The following is a 21,690-nucleotide window of genomic DNA, read 5'->3' on the forward strand; positions in this document are numbered from 1 at the left end:
CGATCGGCCCTGGCCGCGTCGTCCTCATGTCGGAGAATCCGCCATGGCGTCGGTCGACAGGCGGCGGTAACCGCCCCGCCAGTAAAGCAGCGGCTCGACGTCCTCACGGGTGTCGATCGCGCATATGCGGCCAATCAAGACCGCATGCGAATGGTGGTTGAAGACCGTTTCCAGTTCGCAGTCGAGAACCGTCAGCGCATTCCTGAGCGCGGCCGTTCCTGTCGCCAGGCAATACCATTGGGCGTCGGCATAACGGGCAATGCCCTTCCGCCCGCCGAAGCCTGCAAAGGACTGCGCCACATGCTGCTGGTCGGCGGCCAGGACATTGATGCAGAAGCGGCGGTATTTTTCGACGATCGGCCAGGAGGAGGATGTCCGGTTGACGCTGACGATCACCGATGGCACGTCAGCCGAAAGCGACGACACCGACGTTGCGGTAAAGCCCGTGCGGTCCTCGCGCTCGCCAACCGTCACCACGCTGACCGCACCGGCCAGCTGGCGCATCGACAGCTTGAACGCAGATTGATCGACCACCATCCTCGCCCTCATGCCCGTGTCCATCTGTGTGCCTCCATATTCATGCCGTGACGGGAACCTTGGCAAAACGATTTACCGGCATCGAAATCCCCAGGTTCTCGCGAAGCGTGGTCCCTTCATATTCCTCGCGGAAAAGCCCACGCCGGCGCAGTTCCGGCAGGACCAGCCTGACGAAATCGTCGAGGCTCGAGGGCAGCGTCGGGAACATCAGAATGAAGCCGTCGGCGGCACGTGTCTCGAACCATTCCTCCATGAAATCTGCGATCTCTGCCGGTGTGCCGGTGATGCCATTGCCGGTGTGCTTTTCGGCATAGTGGCGAACGAGTTCGCCGACCGTGCGCCCGCTTTTGACGAAATCGACGAGTTCGTCGAACAGCGCGCGCGAGCCCTTCGGCGCTTCCGGCAGCCGGTCCATCGGAAACGGCTTGTCGAGCGGCACGCCACGCAGATCGGCTTCGAGAAATTCCGAAAGCATGAGCCGTCCGACGTCGGGGTGCATCTTGTCGATCAGATAATCGACCTTGGCTTTTGCCTCTGCTTGTGTCTCGCCGACATTCAGCACGACACCCGGCATGATTTTCAGATCGTCCGGATTGCGCCCATAGGCTGGCATGCGAGCTTTGACATTCTCGTAGAAAGCACGGTTGCGATCGATGTTGGAGGCAAGGCTGAAGACGATTTCGGCCGTGCGCGCGGCCATGTCCATGCCGGGTTCTGAACCGCCGGCCTGCGCAATGATTGGCCGTCCCTGCGGCGTACGGGCAATATTGAGCGGCCCGCGAACCTGGAAGTGCTTGCCCTTATGATTGAGCGTGTGATGCTTCGACTTGTCGTAGTAGACGCCGCTTTCGCGGTCGAGAAGCAATGCGCCTTCTTCGAAACTGTCCCAGAGACCGAACACGACATCGACGAACTCGTTGCCGCGCTCGTAGCGTAGCGCATGCGGATCAAGTCCCTCGCGATTGAAGTTATAGCCGGTCTCGTCGTGGTCCGAGGTCACAACGTTCCAGCACGCGCGGCCGCCGCTCAGATGATCGATAGAGGCAAAGAGACGGGCGACATTGTACGGCTCGTAGTAACTCGTCGACACGGTGGCGACGAGTCCGAGCTTCTCGGTGGTCACCGACAGCGCGGAAAGAAGCGACAGCGGCTCGAAGCGGTTCATCTTGGTGGGGATGCGCGACAGGGCGTCCGGGTCACCAACCGCTGCGGCCGGGGAGTCAGCCATGAACATGAAGTCGAGTTTGGCAGCCTCGGAGCGCTTCGCGACATCGAGGAGATGACTGAAATCGTTGGCGCCATGGACATTGCTGGCCGGATGCAGCCACGAGGCCGGATGAAAGCCGAACGTGTAGACAAACGTACCAAGTTTCATCTTGTCGGCCCGTGCCATCATTTTCTCCCGCAGGCTGGTCGTTTCGATCGTGCAAAATAGCGCCATGCGATTTTTTTCATCAATATCACCAGGCTGATTTCCGTTTTAGTTTTTCTAAAGGATCACAGGGGCAGAGATCAGCGCCTGCTGTCTTGATATGGCGATGACCCAGTCGCGGAATTCCCGCCCATAGGGCTTTTGAAGAGCGGACCGGTCCCAGGCCAGGAAATAGCTCTCCTGCAGCGCGATCCTGATATCGACCGGCACAACGAGTGTCTGCGCTTCGAGTTCGTCGGCAATCATCGACATTTGTGCAAGCACGATGCCGCGCTTGTTGACGGCTGCGTCGATGGCGCTGCTCGATAATGTGAAGGACAGCCCCGGTGACGTCTCCTTCAGCTGAACTCCGACTTTTGCGGCGAACTCCGCCCAACTGGGATAGGGGGTGAAGTGTCGTTCCCATTCGACATGCAAGAGGGGATGATGAAACAGCGCGGCGGGTGCGAGCGCGCGGCCTTCGAGCAGCGCCGGCGAGCAGGCGGGAACGACCCAATCACGAAAGAGCTCCACGTAGTGATCATGCTGAAGAACGTCGGATCCGTAGCTGACGCGAAAATCGACCTCGTCGAACCCCATGCGCGGCTCCTTGTCTCGCCCGGTCACCCTCACATGAGCATCGGGATGAAGCGCCTGCCAGTCGAAGATGCGCCGGCCGATCCACTTGTTGACGACGGATGACAACGCACTCAACACCAACGCATTCTCGTTGCGGGCACGCTCGAGAAGCTGTTCGGCGATGGCAAACTGCTCGAAGCCTTTGGAAATCTCCCTGTGATATAGCCGTCCCCACACCGTCAGCTCCGCCGTGCGGCCGCTACGCTCCAAAAGGGTGACGCCGAGAAAACTCTCGATCTTGCGGATCTGCTGGCTGATTGCGCCCGGTGACACGTTGAGTTCGGTCGCCGCGGCCGTCACGCCGCCACAGCGCCCCACCGCCTCGAAGGCCTGAAGCGACTTGAGCGGAAGGGCCCTGACATTTTGGTTCTGACTCAATCGATGTCTCGCTAGGGTTGGCGGCGCGATGGGCGTTTTTCCGCCGGATGAAACACGCCGGCGAACTGGAAGCGATCGCCGGGGTGCGTAATCTCCACATAGGTCACCAGGCGTTCGTTCTGCCACGTCTGGCGGATCAGATTGAGGCAAGGTTCCCCACGCTCGATCTGAAGGATGCGGGCGGTCGCCGCATCCGCCGAGACGGCGCGGATGACGTGCCGGGCCTTTGACCAGGGCACCTGCGACAGAAGCCACTTTGCCGGCGGCGCCTCTGCAAAACTCTCGTGCCTTGCAAGCGGCACCGTATCCAACAGAATAATGCGGCGCTCGATAGCGGTGGGCGTGCCATCGACGATGTGCAGGCACTGAAGCCTCAGCACGTCTTCCCCCACGGAGCTGCGCAATCGGGCAGCCTCTCCGGGGCTCAGCCTGTCTACCTTGCGCGCCAGGATTTCGTAGCGATGCTCGTGGCCCGCCAGCACCGCTTCGGTGCCGATGTCCTGAATATCCATGACCGTGCGATCGATCTGGGGACTGGCGACAAAAGAACCGGTTTTGCGCCTGCGCACGATGAGGCCGCGTTCCACCAGAGTGGTCAGTGCCTTGCTGACAGTCATGCGGGAGCAGCCATATTGCTCCACAAGGTCGTGCTCTATCGGAATCCGTTCGCCCGGCCGCCAGTCGCCGCTCAGGATCTTTGTCTCTATGTCTTTGAAAATTCTCTGATGAATCGGCACCAAGAACGCCACCTCTTCCAGCGACACAAACAACCGATCGGAGGCAACCTGGCGATCCTGCCCGATCGCAACCTTTTCCCTGCGGCACAAAATTTGCATGTTTCGACTTTGACGTTGACACCTTAGGCCAGCCTATATCTATTTGTATAGTCAAAACGGATCACAGAAATCCGTTGAGCGGGCTAAAAATCGGGAACTCGAACTCCTCTGCCGGGGGAGTGAAAACTGGAGATGATCATGATTGCGAATTCATTGCTCAAGGGCCTCGTCGGCGCCGCATTCCTGTTCGGAGCGACGCTGACGGCGCACGCGGCCGACACCCTTGCAGCCGTCAAGGCGGCCGGCACATTGAAGGTCGGCACCGAGACGGCATTCGCGCCGTTCGACTTCATCGACGCCGGCGAGCACGCCGGCCTGAACGTCGACCTCTTCGCCGAGATTGGCAAGGAACTCGGCGTGAAGATCGAGTGGGTGGCGCTTCCGTGGGATGGCGTTTTCCCTGCACTCGAAGCCGGCAAGTTTGACGTTGTTGCAGGACCGGCAACAATCACCAAGAAGCGCATGGAGCGCTATCGCTTTACCCCTCCGATTGCCGAAGCGACGATTGCCGTGCTGAAGAAGGCCGGCGACACGTCGATCAGCAAGCCGGCAGACATTGCCGGCAAGAAGATCGGCGTCGGCAAGGCCACCTCACAGCTCGACCAGCTCAAGGAATTCTCTGAAACGCTGCCGTCCAAGGTCGATATTCGCGAGTATCCCGCTTTTACCGAATCCTACGCCGATCTGGCGGCGGGTCGTATCGCGGGCGTTGCCAACTCGTTGCCGAACATTGCGTTCGTCGCCAAGCAGCGCGAAGGCACTTTCGAAGTCGTCCTGCCTCCCTTCGGCAAGAAGTCCTATTTCGGTTTCATCGGCCTGAAGGACGCCGATCATGCTCCACTGATGGACGCGATCGATGCGGCGTTGCTGAAGATCAAGGCTGATGGGCGCATGGCCGAGCTCCAGAAGAAGTGGTTCGGTGCATCCTTCGACACCCCGGATGCTGTCAAGGACCCGGCATTCTGATCAATCCAGATCGATAATCGATTGCGCTCGGGATATCCGGGCGCGATCAGGTCTCTCCGACGCCCAGGCGGAACAAGCCGGACATGTCCATCAAACTATTCGAGTTGCTGCTGCAGGCGTCAATTTATACGGTGACGATCAGCGTCGTATCGATCCTGATCGGCTTTGCGATCGCGATCCTTCTTTCAGGCATGCTTCTCTCGAAGAAGAAGCTCCTCGTCACGCCTGCCCAGATTTTCATCAGCTTCTTTCGCGGGGTGCCTCTGCTGGTGCAGTTGCTGCTCATCTACAACATGCTTCCGGCGATCGGGCTGAACGTGCCGAGCATCGTTGCGGCGATTGTTGGCCTGTCGCTCTGCACCGCAGCCTATCAGGCGGAGAACCTGCGCGGCGGCTTTGCGAGCGTCCCGGACGGGCTGATTGAATCGGCGGAAATGGTCGGTCTGACGCCGAGCCAGATATTTCGCCGCATCAAGGCCCCGATCGCCCTCAGGCTGACGTTTCCAGCGCTTGTCAACGAGGCGATCCTCATCCTCAAAGCATCTTCGCTGGTATCGGTCGTCGGCATCGTCGAGCTGACCCGGATGGCGCAGGACCTGGCGGGCAGCACGTTCCTGCCGCTGCAGATCTTCGCCTCCGCCGGGCTGATCTACCTTGCGATCAACTGGATCGTGGCGCTGGCCGGCGGCATGATAGAGCGCTCTCTCCCCGGAGTTCCCCGATGAGCTTCGACGTCAACGTCCTTTTCGATGCGTGGCCGGCCATTCTGAGCGGCGCGGGGGTGACGATCCTGATCTGGATCGTCGGTACGATTGCCGCCGCCGTCCTTGGCTTTTTCGTCGCCGTTGGCAGACGATTTGGCGGAGTGCTGCTGGACAGACTGCTCGGTTTCGTGGTCGCCATCTTGCGCGGTACACCGTTCCTGATCCAAATATTCCTGGTCTATTATGGCGGTCCGTTCATCGGCCTGTCACTCGACCCGCTGCCTGCCGGCCTCCTGGGCATCTCGATCTACGGTGCAGCCTACTATAGCGAGATCTTCCGATCCGGCTTTTTGGCCGTCCCGACTGGACATATCGAGGCCGGCGAATGCGTCGGCCTGACGCAGGGTCAGATTATCCGTCGCATCCTGCTTCCCGAGATGACCATGCTGGTTCTGCCCCCATCGCTCAATATGGCAGTCCTCCTGATGAAGGAGACGGCCGTGTTGTCGATCATCACCGTCCCAGAGCTGACCGCGACGCTGAGCGCGATCGGTGCCCAACAATACGCCTTCGTCGAAGCACTGTCGGTGCTGGCGTTGTTTTATTGGGTTATCGTCGAAATTACCGGCCGGCTCGGCCACCTCGTCGAAACGAAACTCACCAGATTCAGGTTTTCCAACGCATGAGCCTCCCCGCTATCGCCGTCAGAAATCTCGTCAAGAAGTTCGGGGACTCGACCGTCCTGCAGGGTATCGACCTGGAGATCCCACAGGGACAGGTTTCGTGCCTGATCGGTCCGTCCGGTTCAGGCAAAAGCACGCTTTTACGCTGCATGGCTTTTCTGGAGGAGGCGACATCCGGCACAATTGCGGTCAACGGCGAAGTTCTCGGTTTCACCGAGAACGCACGGGGGGTCCGTGAACGCATAGCGCCCGCCGCCAACCGCGCGATCAGGGCCCAGATCGGCATGGTGTTCCAGCAATTCAATCTCTGGCCGCACATGACGGCGCTCGGCAACGTCAGCGAAGCGCTCAAGACAGTTCACAAAATGAGCCGCAAGGATGCCGAGGAGCGCGCCATGGCGCAGCTGATCAAGGTGGGCCTGGAAAGCCGCGCGGGGCACTACCCCTCGCAGCTGTCCGGCGGACAGCAGCAGCGCGTCGCCATCGCCCGCGCCCTGGCGCTGAAGCCGAAGATCATGCTGTTCGACGAGCCGACCTCCTCGCTCGACCCGGAACTGACCGGCGAGGTGCTCAACGTCATGCGTGATCTCGCCGCCGAAGGAATGACGATGGTGGTCGTCTCCCACGAGATCGGCTTTGCCGCGACGGTCGGCCAGCAGATCACGTTCCTCGATCACGGCAGGTTGCTGTTCACCGGCGCGCCGCAGGACGTCTTCAGGAAACCGAGAAACCCACGTCTCGAGCAATTCCTCGACACCTATCTCGATCGCGGCGCCTCGATGCTGCTGTAGACGATTTCGGCGCAATCTGAGGGTTCATGCCCGTCTAGTGAGGCATGAGCAGTCGCGAAGCGCCCTCAGCGCCGCTTTCTGCGCTCGAAGAACAGCATGAGTCCGAGGCCGCACATGCCGGCGACCGCGCCGATGACGGCTGTTCCGGAGTAGTTGCTGATGCCGGTGCCGATCGCAAACAGCAGTGCGCTCAGGCCGGCACTGAGGAAGATGTTGACCGAGATCAGGGCGCTGCCAAGGCCGGGACGCTCGGCTATCAAATCCTGCAGATAGGTGATCGGGATGCTGATCAGGGCGGCGGCGCCAATGCCACTTACCACAGTTAGTGCGTAGACATGCCAGGGCGCCGAGGCAAAGCCGAGCATGAGGAGATAGGCGACGTAGATCATGGTGCCGATCGCAAGCGCCGTCACATGGCTCATCACCCGCTGCGCACGACCCCAGACGACGATGAAGACGACTTCGAGAAGGGCGACGATGCCGACGATGATGCCGATATCGGCGACGGTCCCGTGCGCGGCGCCGGTCACGATAAGCGGCAGAATTGCCCCGTTGACATGCAATGTGCTGCTGATCAGCGCCACGGCAATCACCCTGAAGAAGACAGGCGGCGAGACGACTTCCCCGAGAGCCGCCAGATGCGACAGATGGCGGGTTGCGGCCTTGTCGGTGCCGCTCTGGCGCGGCAGGAAGACGGCGATCAGGGCGAGGCAGACGACACATGCGAGGCCTGCGAAGAGATAGGCCGGCAGCATGGTCGACGATCGCGACAGGAGTGCGCCGGTGATGCCGGGTACCAGCACCCAGGACAGCGAAATCATGGCCCGAACGCCTGAATTCACCGTCGCTACGTCGTTGCGCGGCATGCCTTTGGTCGTCGCGCGCACGTTGGCGAAAAGCAGCGAGTTCATGGAGCCATAGATCGGCAACAACAAAAGCGCGCTGACGACGAACGTCACCTGCGTGGGGATGACGTAAATGGCGCCATAGCCGAGAATACCGAAGACGGCGACCGAGAGCATCATGGTGCGGTATTCGCCGAGCCGGTCGGCGAGGTTGCCGAGCAAGATGCTGACGATGACATTGACGGCCGCGGCACAGAAGATCAGCGCTGAGTAAAGCCCATTGCTGAGGCCAAGCTCGCGAATTCCCACGACGGATTGATAGGGCGAGGTTGCCGCGCCGGCAAAGCCGAAGGCAAAGATCGCAAGCATGCTGACCCGGATTGTCGGGTTGCGGAAAACATCGGGGAGGAGACGGGTCATGATGGGTATCGAGGAGCTCGCAAATCACCCGGCGCTGCGGGCGATTGCGCCTTGGCAGGTTCGGCGGAGAGCCGAAACCTTGCCAAGGCAAGATAATGTCAGTCCTGCCAGCGCGCCGAGAAGCGCACTTGCGGTTGGTAATCGAAATCCCGGTCGAAGGGGAAAACCGGCCGGGCGCGGCGCTTGCTTACCAGTCCCTCTATATCCTGGTTCACCACGCCCTGCGTCAACGCCATCAGGTTCGGATTGGCGATGGGCGCAAGCTCGGGCGAGAGATAGCCCGATTTCACCACGAGGAGGCGCACCGACTTCGGATCCAGTCCGAGGCGGGTGAAATCGGCGATGTTGTGGTATGGACGGCGACGCGCGGCAAGGACGACGGTGATGCCTCCGAACTCGACCACCGCCTGGCGTTCGGCTGCAGGCCCCGGATCGTCGAGCATGACCACCTCGCCGGCAACCTTGGCAGGCGTGCTCGCCGGATCGAGGCTGCCCCCGATCGTCAGCGCGACCTTCGCACCCTTGCCGGCAGCAAAGCAGGCCTCGACGGCCGGCCTATCGGTAATGCCGGCAATCAGCGCACCGTCAAAGCGGCGATCGATCAGCTCGTTCAGGACATCCGCCCGATCGCCGACGCCACCCCCTGTCGGGTTATCTGCAGAGTCAGCCAGGATGACAGGCGTGGTCCCCGCCGCTTCCGCGATGTCGAGCATGTCGGAGAGCGGACCGGTGACGGGTCCGAAAACACATTCCTCCCGTGCATTCCAATAGGAGAGCGCGATCTCTGCCGCGGCCTCGGCGGCCTCTGCCTTGCTGGCGGCCGTCACCACGGCACAGGCCGTTGCCCTCGGTTCGTCGGCCCAGACGTAGCCAATCATCAGGTTGGCGTCGAGGATGCCGTCGCGACGATCGACGCCGGGCAGGACGTCATAGAGGCTCTTCGTCGGTTCGTCTTCTGTGGAGGTGCGCTCCCCGGGCCACAGAACCGGTACCGGCGCCCAGGCAATGCCCGGCCGCGTGCCGCTCTTCAAGGCGTCGATGAGCATCGACCAGGCGCGCACCATCGTTTCCCGGACGTCGATATGCGGTGCCGTACGATAGGCGGCAAAGATATCGAGCTGATCGATGATCTTCTGGCTGACATTTCCGTGCAGGTCGTAGCTTGCGGACACAACGCAATCCGGACCGACGACGGCGCGGGCCGCCGAGATCCAGTCGCCCTCCGCGTCCTCCATCCCCTCGACGTTGACCGCGCCATGCATCGCGAGATAAAGCCCGTCGAGCGGCAGTGCTGCCCGCAGGAGGTGGAGAAACTCGGTCTTGAACGCCTCGTAGGCGACGCGCGAGACCGGGCCGCCTGGAACGGCCCGGGCATGGAGAAGCGGAAGGTGTTCGACACCCTCCGCGTTGAGGAAATTGAAATAATCGGCGCCGAGAAGCTCCGCGCCGCGCAGGACCCGGAAATCCTCGACCGCCATCAGCACCGGAGAATAGGTGCTGCATTCCGTGTGAATTCCACCCACTGCAATCCGCATGGTCATTCTCCTACAGTTTCGGGCTCAGCGGCACGATGGCGGCAAAGCGATCCCAGTCCTTCTTTGCCTTCGGCGTCCACGCGGCTTCGGCAATGGCCGGAAGACGCGGGAAGACGAGGCGGTTGAAGTAACCGCGCGAGAGGAAGTGCTCCGACCAGATGCAGGCCTGCACTCCCTTCATCTTGTCCTTCAGCTCCTCGGGAAAGTCGCCTTCGGCCTCGTAACCATAGGTGTGCGCCGGCGGCACGGTGCCAGCCCAGCTCGCGCCCGGCTCCTGGAACTGTTCCGCCTGGACCATATCGAGATAGTAGGCCTGACCGGGGGTCATGACGACCTCGTAGCCTTCCTTCGCGAGATCGATGCCGACCTGCGGATTTTCCCAGGCCATCAGCAAACTATTTTCCGCCGCAACGCCACCGCCATGGGCAACCTCATTCCATCCGGCAAGCTTGCGGCCGCGCGCCGTCAGCATGTCCTTGATGCGCTTCAGGAAGTAGGACTGCAGGGCAAACGTGCCGGATATGCCCTCCTGCTCCATCAGCTTCTTGGCAAGCGGCGAGGCGAGCCAGGATCCATTCGCGACTTCGTCTCCCCCGATATGAAGGTAGGGGGAGGGGAAGAGCTCCACCATCTCGTCGAACACCTTTTCCAGGAATTCGTAGGTCAACGGAACGGCCGGGTTCAGCGCATTGTTGGGATAGCCCTGGACCGAGTGATAGCTCTCCGGTGCCTCCTGGCCATCGGTGAGGTCCGGTAAGGCCGAAAGCGTTGCGGAATTGTGGCCGGGAATGTCGATCTCCGGAACGACTTCAACCGCGAGGGAACCGGCATGGGCAACGATGTCGCGGACATCGTCCTGCGAATAGTACCCGCCGACAGGCTCGGCACCATTGCCGAGCTGCGGCAACAAGGGTTCGTCCGGTCCGCGCAGAACACCCGTGGTCGTCAGCTGCGGATAGGCCCTGATCTCAAGGCGCCATGCTTCATCGTCTGTCAGGTGCCAATGGAAGATGTTGAGCTTGAACCAGGCCAGGATATCGATCAGCCGCTTGATGTCGGCCACCGGATAGAACTGGCGCGACACGTCGAGATGGCAGCCGCGCCAGCCATAGCGCGGCTGGTCCGCAATCGCGCCGGAAACAGGAAAACGAAATTTGCCCGGCTGGCTTCGCGCCCCTTCCAGCAACTGTGCCAGAGAGGTCAGGCCGTACTGCCGGCCGGCATCGTCGCTGTAGGAGAGGGTAATTTCATCAGCCGAGAAGTTGAGCCTGTAGCCTTCGCTGGCAACCGACGCGTCGGCGAGAAAGCGCAGAGTGCGGCCTTGTGGCGACGGCGACAGATGGTACGGCGCATGCGCGCTTTCGAAGAGACGACGGACGAGCGCGAGGACTGTCGAGATCGCCCGAAGCTCGTCCGGAGACGACCCTTCTGCCGGATAGAGCACGACCGGGAAACCTTCGCCTGGCTTGGCGTCGATCTCGGCTGGCCAGGGCTGCAGCGCGAACGGCTGGTCGAGCCTGCCTTCCGGTAGGAGCACCGGCGGCGGCTCGTTGACGCGCCCCTCCAAAAGGAGGTCCGACACCGCGACCGCGACGTGCTTTCCGTCTGCAAGTGTCAGATAGGCGGACTTGGCGCCATCGGTGCAGTGCTTGGCCGGCCGATGCAGGCCACTGACCGTGAACGTCCAGCTCCCACCTGGCGCGATCGACAGGCCGGCCGGAGGCGCGAATTCGTGGAAATTCGCATTGCGGCGCAGGAAGGTGGCGTTCTCGCATGCCTTCTTGTCGATCACGCGCGTCAACGACGTATAGACCAGCTTGAAACCGGCGAGCGGTGCGTCCGACAGGTTGAACAAGGTGAACGTGAAGCGACCATTCGGGCCACCGTCCGGTTGCCACGCGCTTTCAAGGCGATAGGAAGCCGTTTCCATAACTGTAACTCTCTTTATATCACGTATGTCAGTAGTCGGAGGATTGGGAGAAGGTGCGGGCAAGCTCGGCCTGACCTGCCGTCAGGCCGCAGTCGACGGGCAGGCAGACGCCGGTGATACCTGTCGCCTGGGGACCGGCGAAGAAGCCGACGGCATTGGCGACATCCTTTGGATCGACGACGCGCTGCAGCGGATACCAGCGACGTGCTTCCTCGAAGACATTCGGGTTTGCGGCCGCACGCGCCTCCCAGGCCTGAGTGCGCACCGTGCCGGGCGCGACAGCATTGGAGCGGATGCCGAACTTGCCGTATTCCACCGCAACCAGCTTGGTGAAATGCAGGAGCCCCGCCTTGGCAGCGCTATAGGCGGGGTGACCGAATACGCCCATGCCATTGACCGATGCGATGTTCACGACCGAGCCCTGGGAGGCCTTCAGGAGGTCCGCAACTGCGTGGAAGCAGAGAAACGGGGCTTCCAGGTTCAACGCATTGTCGGCGCGCCAATCCTCCGGCGTGGTCGTCTGGAGGCTGACGGCGCGGGCAGCACCCGCATTGTTGATAAGCGTCTTGACGCTGCCGAGGGCGGCTGCACGCTTGGCCATTTCGCCAACGCTTTGCGCATTCGTGACGTCGCAACTCAACGCAACGAAACGCTCGGCCGGGCCGAGACCGCGGGCAGCCTTTTCAGCAGCGGCCAAGTCGATGTCGACAAGCAGTATGATATCGTGATCGTCCGCAAGCCGGCCTGCGATGGCCCGACCTATGTCACCTGCAGCGCCGGTCACGATCGCTACCGTTTGTGTCATTCTAAGTCCTTTCCTGGCATGGAATTCTCAGTCCCCCAGAAGCTGGCGGTCATCGCCATCCCGGTGGGCCACGAGTTGTTGTTTGATACGGCGAAGCGTCACGGCCGCCTGCGGCTGTACATTGTATGCGACCAGGCTGGCGAGGACGTCCACGGCCGCAAGATAGGCAATCCGCGTCGAGGTGGGCCGGAAGATATTGTTGCCTTCCGCAAGGTCGATCGGCACGACGATATCGGCGGCATGCGCGACAGGGCTGTTTGCCTGTGTGAGGGCGATCGAAGTGACCTTGGTTTCGCGCGCAAGCGTGAACGAACGCACAAGCTCGGCATTGCGTCCGGAAAAGGACGACCCGATCAGCACGTCCCCGGGCTTTGCCGCGGCCGTCATCATCAGCTGCATGCTGTGGTCGGAACTTGCCGTTACGCGTAGGCCGAAGCGGAACAGGCGGTTCTGAAGTTCGCTTGCGATCATCGACGAATTGCCGCCGGAGCCGAAGGCATAGATCATGTCGGCCTTGGCCAAATGCTCCGCCGCCTGCTCGACGGCTGCAAGGTCAAGCGAGCGGTGGAGAAGAAATAGGGCGTTCTGTGCCTTGGTGATGATGTCCTGGGCGACATCGGCCGGATTTCTGCTTTTCGGCTCCGGCCGGAGATAGCGCATCCCGACATAGGCGGTACGGGCGAGCTGGACCTTGAAATCCGAAAAGCTCTCGCAGCCGACGCGCCGGCAAAAACGAGTGACCGTAGGCGGTGAGACATCTGCCCTTTCGGCAAGCTCGATGATCGAGGCGTTCACAGCGAATTCAAAGTCATTGAGCAGAATGTCGGCAATACGATTTTCCGATGGCGAAAGCCGGGCCTTCTCTTCCTGCAGTGTCGAGAAAATATCCATGTCCGGCTCCCCCTCGGCTACTCGTGCTATTTGTCTTTCGCTTTATAGGCGACGCAGTCAATCTCCACTTTGCAATCCACCATCATCGATGACTGCACGCAGGCCCGCGCCGGCGGGTGCTCACCGAAGTATTGCTGATAGATGCCGTTGAAGGTCCAGAAGTCGCGCGGATCATCGAGCCAGACGCCGCAGCGAACGACATGCTCAAGGCCGTAGCCGGCCTCGTCAAGGATGGCCAGCACGTTCTGTATTGTCTTATGAGTCTGGGCAACGATATTGCCGTCGATAATTTCGCCATTTTCCATGGCAACCTGGCCCGACACGTAGAGCCAGCCGTCGGCTTCGACAGCACGCGCGAAAGGGAGAGGCTTGCCTCCCGCACCCTTTTGAACCGTGCCATAACGCTTGATGGACATTGACCGATCCTTGCAAATTATTTTCGTGATAAGTTGACAAGTGACCATATAAAGGGGAATTTGACCAGCGAAAAACGTCAATCATGAAAAGAATTTCAATCGGGAACCCCATGCGCGATCCTTTCAAGAACCCTTTCCCCTCGTCCGACATCGCTCGCCACTCGATATGGGAGATGCTTGTCCACCGCGACATCGACGCTTTCCTGGCGGCGGACTGGTCGATGGTCGAACAGGATTTCGTCGAAGACGGCTTCATCGGCATTGACGGCCGCAAGGAAACGAGCCCGGACAAGTGGCGATTGGCATTTCCGACATTGGCGGCTTACCGTGACGAATGGGTCCGCCAGGCAAAGGATTTCGCCACCCAGTCGTTCGCCGAGGACACGCGCACTGCCATCTTCACGACCACGACGCTCGAGGACATCGAGATCGAGGGCGACATGGCGCTCGTTCGCAAGAAGTTCGACGGCGGCATTGCAAAGCCTGACGGCAGCCGCGATATCATGCAGTGGCAGACACTCTACTACTGCCGCCTGCACGAGGGCCGCTGGAAGATCAGCGGCTTCACCGGCTATCTGCCGAACCCTATGGGCTGATCAACACAAAGGCCGAAACCTTGCGGATTTTCACGGCGGCACTCGCAACCGAGACCAATACCTTCTCACCCATATGCGTAGATCGTCGCGCGTTTGAAGCGTCGCTCTACGCTCCCCCGGGCCAACATCCCGATACGCCGACGCTCTGCTCGGCACCGATTACCGTCGGTCGTCAGGTTTGCGCGGCAAAAGGGTGGGAACTGATCGAGGGAACCGCTGCCTGGGCCGATCCGGCCGGGCTTGTCAACAAGGCAACCTATGAAGGACTGCGCGATGAAGTCCTGGACCAGCTGAAGGCCGCAATGCCGGTCGATGCCGTGGTGCTCGGCCTGCACGGAGCGATGGTGGCAGCCGGCTACGAAGATACCGAAGGCGACATTCTTGCGCGCGTGCGCGGGATCGTAGGCCCCGATATCCTTGTTTTTGCCGAGCTGGATCCGCACAGCCATTTGACCGCCAAGCGGCTTTCGGCGGCCGACGTCTTCGTCTATTTCAAGGAATTCCCCCACACCGATTTCGTCGACCGGGCCGGAGATCTATGGCGGATCGCCGTTGACACCATCGAAGGTCGGGTGAAACCCGTCATGTCCGTCTTCGATTGCCGGATGATCGACGTCTTTCCGACGTCCCGCGACCCCATGCGGTCCTTTGTCGACAAGCTCATGCAGATCGAACGAGACGACGACGATATCCTGTCGATTTCGGTGATCCACGGCTTTATGGCCGGCGATGTGCCGGAAATGGGCACGAAGCTTCTGGTCGTGACGAACGACAAGCGCGAAAAGGGTGACGCGCTGGCGCGCGATCTGGGCCTCGAACTCTTTTCGAAGCGCGGCACCTTCATCATGCCGCAGATCGACGAGAAGCAGGCCGTGGACGAGGCGCTTGCTGCGACTGCATGGCCGGTGGTGATCGCCGACATGTGGGACAATCCCGGCGGCGGCACCGCGGGCGACGCGACGGTCCTCCTGCAGGAGCTGCTGGCCCGCGGCGTCACCGACACCGCGATCGGCACCATCTGGGATCCGATGGCGGTGCAGATATGCATCGCAGCCGGAGAGGGGGCTGAGATTCCCTTGCGCTTCGGCGCCAAGTCAGCGCCCGGCACCGGAAATCCGGTCGATGGTCTCGTCAAAATCGTGAAGATCGTTCTCAACGCCGAGATGCGTTTCGGCGAAAGCTTCGCACCGTTTGGCGATTCCGTTCATATCGTTCTCAATGGCATCGACATCATTTTGAACTCGACGCGTGCACAGAGCTTCGACCCGAGCCTTTTTGCCGTCATGGGTATCGACCCGATGTCGAAGAAGGTCCTTGTCATCAAGTCGACCAATCACTTCTTCGCTTCCTTTTCGAAAATCGCGTCGGAGATCATTTACTGCGCGGCCGGTACGCCCTATCCCAACAATCCGGCCAAGACGCCCTATCGTCGGGCGCGAAAGGACATCTGGCCAATGATCGCCGATCCGCACGGCACCGAACGGGGAGCTGCCTGACATGCACGAGAATCCGTTTGCCGTCGTCGCCAAGCCAGGAGACAAGGTCGCAGACCTTTCGACACCACGGCCGATCATCGACGAGGACCGCCTGGCCGCGAACATCGCGCGCGTCCAGGCATACATGGACGAGCACCGGCTGAATTTCCGCCCGCATATCAAGACGCACAAGATTCCGGCGCTTGCCGCTGAACAGGTCGCGGCCGGCGCAAAGGGCATCAACTGCCAAAAGATCAGCGAAGCCGAAGTCTTTGCGACCGCGGGCTTCGAAGACATCCTCATCACCTTCAATATCCTGGGATCGCAGAAGCTCGAACGCCTCGCTGCGCTCAACGAGCGCATCTCCGGTCTGAAAGTCGTGGCGGACAGCGCAGCGACAGTCGACGGGCTTTCAGAGTATTTCGCCACGCACAAGCCGCTGGAGGTCCTTGTCGAATGCGACACCGGCGGCGGTCGCTGCGGCGTCCAGACACCGACTGAAGCAATAGCCCTTGCCGGTCGAATAAACGACGCAGAGGGGCTTACATTTGTGGGTCTCCTGAACTACCCCAAACCCGGTGCCGCAGCCGAGGTACAGGCATTTCTGAGCGAGACGCTGTCATCGCTCAAGGCTGCGGGAATCGACTGCCCTATCGTCAGCAATGGCGGCAGTCCGAGCCTGTTTGAAGCCCACCTCGTGACGGCGGCAACCGAACATCGCGCCGGCACCTATATCTACAACGACCGCTCGATGGTGCGGGCCGGTCATTGCAGCGAAGACGAATGCGCCATGTACGTGTTGGCCACCGTGGTGTCGCGGCCGACCGCGGACCGCGCGGTGATCGACGCAGGCTCGAAAGCGCTCACCTCGGATCTGCTCGGCTTTTCCGACTATGGCACCGTGATCAGCTATCCCGATGCGGTTATCACTGGACTTTCAGAAGAGCACGGTGTGATCGATCTGTCGAAGTGCACCGGCCGCCGGCCGGAGATCGGCGAGAAGATCCGCATCATCCCCAATCATACCTGCGTCGTCTCCAACCTCTTCGACACGATGGTCTTCCATCGCGATGGCGTCGTCACGCGCGTCGAAGAGGTCGCGGCCCGCGGCCTCGTCTGGTAGGTCGCTCGGTCGATGGATGCGTTCACCGACCGATACGTCTAACGGCGCTATCTCCCGTTACCCACTTCGAGCGAATCATCTTGACGATCAGCGTCAGGACTGCATTTCATTGATGCGGCGCAATTTTCTGTGACGCTGGGGAGATCCGTCAATGAGAGTCTGTGTGGCATTGGGAATAGTCGCGAGCCTGGCATGCATATCGGCGGCCGAGCCTCCGCAGCAGTGGCAGACATATGGCGGCGTCAGGGTCGATTCCGACCAGCGTCTCCTGGAGCGTTACGACCGCACCTACCGCTATTGCGCACCGGAAGCAATCCGTCGGGGCTCAACCGACACAAACAGCCTGCTGTACGTTACCGCCTTGAGAGGCTGCATGTACCGGTTCGGCATCACTGACCGGGGCGCTTACGCCTACTCGGCCAACGCGCCGTTCCTTCACTTCCTCGATCGCTGACGACAGTGATTGCGGCTACCCACAGCTAGGCGGCAGCCGTGGGGTTCAGCAGGTTGATGTCGATGTCGGTCAGCTCGACGTGCCGCTCGAAAGCGATGCCGGCGTCATCGAACAGATGGCAGTCTGCGACGTTGATCCCGGCAGCCAGCGGCTGTTCGGGTCTGACGCCGATGCTGCCCGGAAGGGTGGCGCAGAAATTCTCGCCCTCACCATCGAGCGAGGCATAGGCGACCGTCTGGGCGCCTAGCCGCTCGATCACGCTTGGAACGACAGTCAGCGAGATATCGCCGGAGCTGAGATGGATATGTTCCGGCCGCACGCCGAGCGTCAGCGCCTTGCCGACAGCGCCGTCTCGCGGCGTGACCGGGATCGTCACGCTCTGTCCCTTGTAGCTAACTGTCACACCGGCATCGCTGACTGCCGTGCAGGTCACCGGCAGGAAGTTCATCTTCGGATTGCCGATAAAGCCGGCAACGAAGAGGTTGGCAGGCTTATGATAGAGTTCCAGCGGTGCACCCGTCTGGGCGATGTCGCCGGCATTCAGCACCACAATCCGGTCTGCCATCGTCATGGCTTCGACCTGGTCATGTGTGACGTAAATCATTGTCGCCTTCAACTGGCGATGCAGCTTGGCAAGTTCGATGCGCATGTCGGCGCGCAACGCGGCGTCAAGGTTGGAGAGCGGCTCGTCAAACAGGAAGATCTTCGGTTCGCGCACGATGGCGCGGCCGATGGCGACGCGCTGCCGCTGACCGCCCGAGAGCATGCCCGGCTTCTGTTGCAGGCGCTGATCCAGATGAAGGATGCGCGCGGCATGCTCCACCTTGGCCTTCAGCTTTTCCTCTTGCATTTTTTCGACGCGCAGAGGGAAGGCGATATTCTCGAAAACGCTCATATGGGGATAGAGCGCATATGACTGGAACACCATGGCGATGCCACGCTTGACAGGCGGAAGATCGTTGACCCTCAGCCCGTCGATGACGATATCACCGGCGGACGTTGCATCCAGGCCGGCAATCATTCGTAGCAGCGTGGACTTGCCGCAGCCGGAGGGGCCCACGAAAACAACGAATTCGCCGTTCTTCACATCGAGCTGAACGCTCTTGAGAACCTCGAAGTCGCCGTAGAATTTCTGAACCTTGTTGAGAAGAAGCTGTCCCAAAACCTGTCTCCGGTCGCCGGCGCGCGCGGCGCGTACACTCAATAATAGAAAGGATCGCGGGTGTTGCGCCCGCGATCCCGATAAAGGCTTACTTGAACGCTTCGATCTCGCCGGCAGCCTTCTTGAGGGCATCAGCCGGTTGGGCCTTGCCTGTCACGACGGACTGGACCATTTCGATGATCGAGTTCTGGAACCCCTTGTAATCGGTAAAGAGCGGCTCGGGACCGCCAAAAGCGATACCGTCGATGAACGGCTTCCACGACGGGTCGGCCTTGACGAATTCATCGACCTTTGCCGACGGACGCAGCGGCGTGAGGCCTGCTCCGCCCTGAAGCTCGTACTCGCCCTGCGGGCCCGGAGAGGTGATGAACTTGGCGAATTCAGCCGCCTTTTCTTCAACGCCCGTGCCCTTGAAGACCGCAAGGCTGTCGGTGATGAGCAGCGTGCCTTCGCCCTTGGCGGAAGGACCGAGCGGCAGCGGCGCGACGCCCCAGTTGATCTTGGTGTCCTTGAGGCGTGCAGCAGCACCCGAGCCTGCCTGGATCATGCCGACCTTGCCATCAAGGAAGATGGCGCGGATTTCGTTCTGTTCGTAGGCCGTTGCGCCTTCGACGGAATAAGGCGTGATGTCCTTGTAGGCCTGCAATGCTGCAAGCACTTCAGGGCTGTCAATGACGATCTTCTCGCCATCGATGACCTTGCCGTTGTTGGTGTAAACCCAATGCATGAACTGGTGCATGGTGTTGTCGAAGGTCTTGGCCGGCAGGCCGTAGCCTGCAATGCCGGTCTTTTCCTTGATCTGCTTGGCGTCGGCGATTTCTTCAGCCCAGGTCTTCGGCGGAGTTTCCGGGTCGAGGCCGGCCTGCTTGAAGATGTCCTTGTTCCAGTAGAGTGCCTTGGTCGAGAAAGCGACCGGCACGCCCCACTGGGTGTTTTCGAAAGTGACGGTGTCGACGATGTTGGGGTAGTAGGCCTTCTTCTCTTCATCGGTCATCGGCACCGGAACGATCAGGTCGTTCTGGGCAAATTCCTTGAGTGTGCGCGAGCCGACATAGGCCATGCCGACGGGGGTGCCAGCAGCGGCGAGCGTCGTGGCCTTGTCCTGGCACTGTTCCCAGCCGACAACCTCAGGCGTGACCTTCCAGCCCGGATTCTTGCCTTCCCACTCCTTGATGTACTTCTCGTGAATAGGATCGATCTTGTCGCCGCAATAGATCCAGCTGATCTCCTTGTCAGCGGCATGGGCGGTCATGGTGCCGAGCGCGGTGGAGCCGAGCAGGGCAAGGGCAATCAGCCCGGTCTTCAATTGAATCGTCACTTTTTTAGCTCCCGTTTTTCTCTGGTGGTTGGCTTACTGTTTCACCGCGCCCGCGGTCAGACCGCTGACGAGATACTTTTGAAGGAAGAAGATCACGATCATGGCAGGCGCAATGCCGACGAAGCTTGCGGCCATCAGCTCGTTCCAGACAACTTCCTGCCGCCCGAAGTAGGCGAAGAGCCCAACCGGTAACGGCGCAAATTCACTCTTGGAATTGAAGGTCAGTGCAAAGATGAACTGCTGGGCGTAGGAGCCGATAAAGGTCGTGATCGCAACCACGGTGATGCCGGGCATGGCGATCGGAAGAATGACACGGCGCAGCGTGTAGAAATGGCTGGCGCCATCGACGAACGCGGCCTCGTCCAATTCCCTCGGAATGCGCATCATGTAGGTGCGGAGCAGCCAGATCGCGGAGGGGATCAGGAAGGCAACACCGGGAACCATGATCGCGAAATAGGTATTGAGAAGGCCGAGCGTGCGCATCAACCGGAAAAGCGGAATGAGCAGCACGGCTCCCGAAAACATGTTGACCGCAAGAAACGCACCGAGCAACAGCCCTGCACCTTTGAACTCGAAACGCGCGAAGGCGTAGGAGGCGGGGATGACGAGAACCAGGACGACCGCAGTCACGATGGTGGAGATGAAGAAGGAATTGAAGATATAGCGCGCGAATCCCGGCACGCTCACCCACATGGTCCGGTAGGCCTCGAAGGAGCCGTTCTCGGGAATGAAGCGATAGGGCGAGGAAAACAGCTGGCTGAGCGGCTTCAGCGAGACGAGGAAGCCCTCGACAAACGGCGCAAGCACGAAGGTGAGGAACAGCAGGATACCGGCATAGATCCCGATGATCTCATACCATTTGTACCGATTGATCAGCATGGGAGGCTGTTTCATCGCTTGTCTCCGGAAGCAAGGCGGCTGGTCAGACGGAAGTAGCAGACGCAGAAGATCGAGAGGAAGATGCAGATCAGCACTGCCCGAGCGGCGCCTTCGCCATATTTGTTCGAACCGATCGCCGTGCGGTAGGTATCGATGATCATCGTCGTCGTTTCGCCGCTCGGACCACCGCGCGTGAGAATCCAGATGATATCGAAGGAGTTGAAGGTGGATATCAGCGACAGCATCGACATGGTGATCATCGAAGGAACGATCAGCGGCATCGTAATGCGGCGGAAACGATAAAAACGGCCAGCGCCATCTGTCCAGGCCGCTTCATAGAGATCCTGCGGGATCGCCTGCATGGCCGCCAGCATATAAAGCGTCACCATCGGGACGCCGATCCAGACGTCTGTAATAACAGTCGCCCAGAATGCCGTCGAGCCTTGGGCAAGGAACGCAACAGGTCCGTCGGCCAGCCCGACGCGCTGCAGCATGCCGGAAATCATGCCGAACTGGCCGTTGTACATCCAGCCCCACATGAAAATGCCAATCGCCATGGGGACAATCCAGGGCGGCATCGTGAGGACACGAAACAGCGCCCTGCCAGGCACTGCCGAATTCAGCATCGTTGCGCCGAACACGCCGATGATCATCTTGATGGACACGGAGAAGAACGTCCAGACGAAGGTCCGGATGATCACCTCGGCAAACGTCGAGTTGAATATCTTCCCGTAGTTGACCCAGCCGACCCAGTTCGTCGTCTTCTTCAGCGACGCATCTGTAAAGGAAAGGATGAAAGTATCGACCAGCGGGTAGGCAACGATCACCGCGACATAGAGAACAGCCGGGAGAAGCAGTAACCAGGCGAAGATGACCGTGCTTCGTTGAACATTCAT

The 21,690-nt window shown here is 60.5% G+C and carries 22 protein-coding genes; 8 read left to right on the forward strand and 14 right to left on the reverse strand.

The annotated features are described in order from the left end of the window. Positions 1 to 24: 24 nt before the first annotated feature. The 4 genes from ASC97_RS25415 to hutC all read right to left on the reverse strand — a co-directional run bounded on the left by ASC97_RS25415 (position 25) and on the right by hutC (position 3,705). Positions 25 to 561 carry a flavin reductase family protein gene (locus tag ASC97_RS25415; protein WP_443216777.1) on the reverse strand — a complete coding sequence of 179 codons (537 nt, stop codon included), beginning with the start codon at positions 559 to 561 and terminating at the stop codon, positions 25 to 27. A 16-nt stretch (positions 562 to 577) separates the two neighbouring features. Continuing rightward, positions 578 to 1,930, reverse strand: coding sequence for an LLM class flavin-dependent oxidoreductase (locus ASC97_RS25420; protein ID WP_057471153.1), 1,353 nt, complete (start codon positions 1,928 to 1,930; stop codon positions 578 to 580). 96 nt (positions 1,931 to 2,026) lie between these two features. Continuing rightward, complete coding sequence (locus tag ASC97_RS25425; protein ID WP_057471096.1) at positions 2,027 to 2,965, reverse strand: LysR substrate-binding domain-containing protein; 939 nt, start codon at positions 2,963 to 2,965, stop codon at positions 2,027 to 2,029. An 11-nt stretch (positions 2,966 to 2,976) separates the two neighbouring features. Further along, on the reverse strand, positions 2,977 to 3,705 hold the full coding sequence (gene hutC / locus ASC97_RS25430; RefSeq protein ID WP_057471154.1) for a histidine utilization repressor: 729 nt from the start codon (positions 3,703 to 3,705) through the stop codon (positions 2,977 to 2,979). Positions 3,706 to 3,939: 234 nt separating this feature from the next. Here hutC and ASC97_RS25435 point away from each other — a divergent pair, with 234 nt between their 5' ends. From ASC97_RS25435 to ASC97_RS25450, 4 genes are all read left to right on the forward strand, one after another. Next, positions 3,940 to 4,767, forward strand: coding sequence for a transporter substrate-binding domain-containing protein (locus ASC97_RS25435; protein WP_057471155.1), 828 nt, complete (start codon positions 3,940 to 3,942; stop codon positions 4,765 to 4,767). An 83-nt stretch (positions 4,768 to 4,850) separates the two neighbouring features. Next, a complete protein-coding gene (locus ASC97_RS25440) occupies positions 4,851 to 5,492 on the forward strand; it encodes an amino acid ABC transporter permease (RefSeq protein ID WP_057471097.1) in 642 nt (213 codons plus the stop codon). Beyond that, positions 5,489 to 6,157, forward strand: a complete 669-nt coding sequence (locus tag ASC97_RS25445) for an amino acid ABC transporter permease (RefSeq protein ID WP_057471098.1) — start codon at positions 5,489 to 5,491, stop codon at positions 6,155 to 6,157. Before ASC97_RS25440 ends, ASC97_RS25445 begins: the two co-directional genes overlap by 4 nt. Further along, a complete protein-coding gene (locus tag ASC97_RS25450; RefSeq protein ID WP_057471099.1) occupies positions 6,154 to 6,945 on the forward strand; it encodes an amino acid ABC transporter ATP-binding protein in 792 nt (263 codons plus the stop codon). Before ASC97_RS25445 ends, ASC97_RS25450 begins: the two co-directional genes overlap by 4 nt. Before the next feature lie 65 nt (positions 6,946 to 7,010). On the opposite strand, the gene ASC97_RS25455 is transcribed toward ASC97_RS25450, so the two are convergent. The 6 genes from ASC97_RS25455 to ASC97_RS25480 all read right to left on the reverse strand — a co-directional run bounded on the left by ASC97_RS25455 (position 7,011) and on the right by ASC97_RS25480 (position 13,787). Beyond that, positions 7,011 to 8,210, reverse strand: coding sequence for an MFS transporter (locus ASC97_RS25455; RefSeq protein WP_057471100.1), 1,200 nt, complete (start codon positions 8,208 to 8,210; stop codon positions 7,011 to 7,013). 98 nt (positions 8,211 to 8,308) lie between these two features. Further along, on the reverse strand, positions 8,309 to 9,745 hold the full coding sequence (locus ASC97_RS25460; RefSeq protein WP_057471101.1) for a M81 family metallopeptidase: 1,437 nt from the start codon (positions 9,743 to 9,745) through the stop codon (positions 8,309 to 8,311). 10 nt (positions 9,746 to 9,755) lie between these two features. Beyond that, entirely contained in the window at positions 9,756 to 11,675 is a 1,920-nt protein-coding gene (locus ASC97_RS25465; protein WP_057471102.1) for a beta-N-acetylhexosaminidase, read from the reverse strand. 28 nt (positions 11,676 to 11,703) lie between these two features. Continuing rightward, entirely contained in the window at positions 11,704 to 12,480 is a 777-nt protein-coding gene (locus ASC97_RS25470) for an SDR family oxidoreductase (RefSeq protein WP_057471103.1), read from the reverse strand. Positions 12,481 to 12,507: 27 nt separating this feature from the next. Further along, positions 12,508 to 13,371, reverse strand: a complete 864-nt coding sequence (locus ASC97_RS25475) for a MurR/RpiR family transcriptional regulator (protein ID WP_057471104.1) — start codon at positions 13,369 to 13,371, stop codon at positions 12,508 to 12,510. 26 nt (positions 13,372 to 13,397) lie between these two features. Then, complete coding sequence (locus tag ASC97_RS25480) at positions 13,398 to 13,787, reverse strand: RidA family protein (RefSeq protein ID WP_057471105.1); 390 nt, start codon at positions 13,785 to 13,787, stop codon at positions 13,398 to 13,400. Positions 13,788 to 13,897: 110 nt separating this feature from the next. On the opposite strand from ASC97_RS25480, the gene ASC97_RS25485 reads away from it, so the two are divergent. From ASC97_RS25485 to ASC97_RS25500, 4 genes are all read left to right on the forward strand, one after another. Then, the gene (locus ASC97_RS25485) at positions 13,898 to 14,383 is read left to right on the forward strand and encodes a hypothetical protein (protein WP_057471106.1); all 486 of its coding nucleotides are present in this window, start codon (positions 13,898 to 13,900) and stop codon (positions 14,381 to 14,383) included. A gap of 20 nt (positions 14,384 to 14,403) precedes the next feature. Continuing rightward, positions 14,404 to 15,879, forward strand: coding sequence for a M81 family metallopeptidase (locus tag ASC97_RS25490; RefSeq protein WP_057471107.1), 1,476 nt, complete (start codon positions 14,404 to 14,406; stop codon positions 15,877 to 15,879). 1 nt (position 15,880) lies between these two features. After that, on the forward strand, positions 15,881 to 16,981 hold the full coding sequence (locus tag ASC97_RS25495; protein ID WP_057471108.1) for a D-TA family PLP-dependent enzyme: 1,101 nt from the start codon (positions 15,881 to 15,883) through the stop codon (positions 16,979 to 16,981). A gap of 151 nt (positions 16,982 to 17,132) precedes the next feature. Continuing rightward, entirely contained in the window at positions 17,133 to 17,435 is a 303-nt protein-coding gene (locus ASC97_RS25500) for a hypothetical protein (protein WP_057471109.1), read from the forward strand. Positions 17,436 to 17,460: 25 nt separating this feature from the next. Here the strand turns inward: ASC97_RS25500 and ASC97_RS25505 are convergent, their stop codons facing one another. From ASC97_RS25505 to ASC97_RS25520, 4 genes are all read right to left on the reverse strand, one after another. After that, positions 17,461 to 18,597, reverse strand: a complete 1,137-nt coding sequence (locus ASC97_RS25505; RefSeq protein ID WP_057471110.1) for an ABC transporter ATP-binding protein — start codon at positions 18,595 to 18,597, stop codon at positions 17,461 to 17,463. 88 nt (positions 18,598 to 18,685) lie between these two features. After that, entirely contained in the window at positions 18,686 to 19,849 is a 1,164-nt protein-coding gene (locus tag ASC97_RS25510) for an ABC transporter substrate-binding protein (RefSeq protein WP_244481593.1), read from the reverse strand. Between the two features lie 99 nt (positions 19,850 to 19,948). Next, positions 19,949 to 20,809 (reverse strand): carbohydrate ABC transporter permease, encoded by an 861-nt coding sequence (locus ASC97_RS25515; protein WP_057471112.1) that lies wholly within the window; start codon positions 20,807 to 20,809, stop codon positions 19,949 to 19,951. Then, the gene (locus ASC97_RS25520) at positions 20,806 to 21,690 is read right to left on the reverse strand and encodes a carbohydrate ABC transporter permease (RefSeq protein ID WP_057471113.1); all 885 of its coding nucleotides are present in this window, start codon (positions 21,688 to 21,690) and stop codon (positions 20,806 to 20,808) included. Before ASC97_RS25520 ends, ASC97_RS25515 begins: the two co-directional genes overlap by 4 nt.

Origin of the sequence: Rhizobium sp. Root1203 (assembly GCF_001424945.1) — a bacterium.
Taxonomy (GTDB): Bacteria; Pseudomonadota; Alphaproteobacteria; order Rhizobiales; family Rhizobiaceae; genus Rhizobium.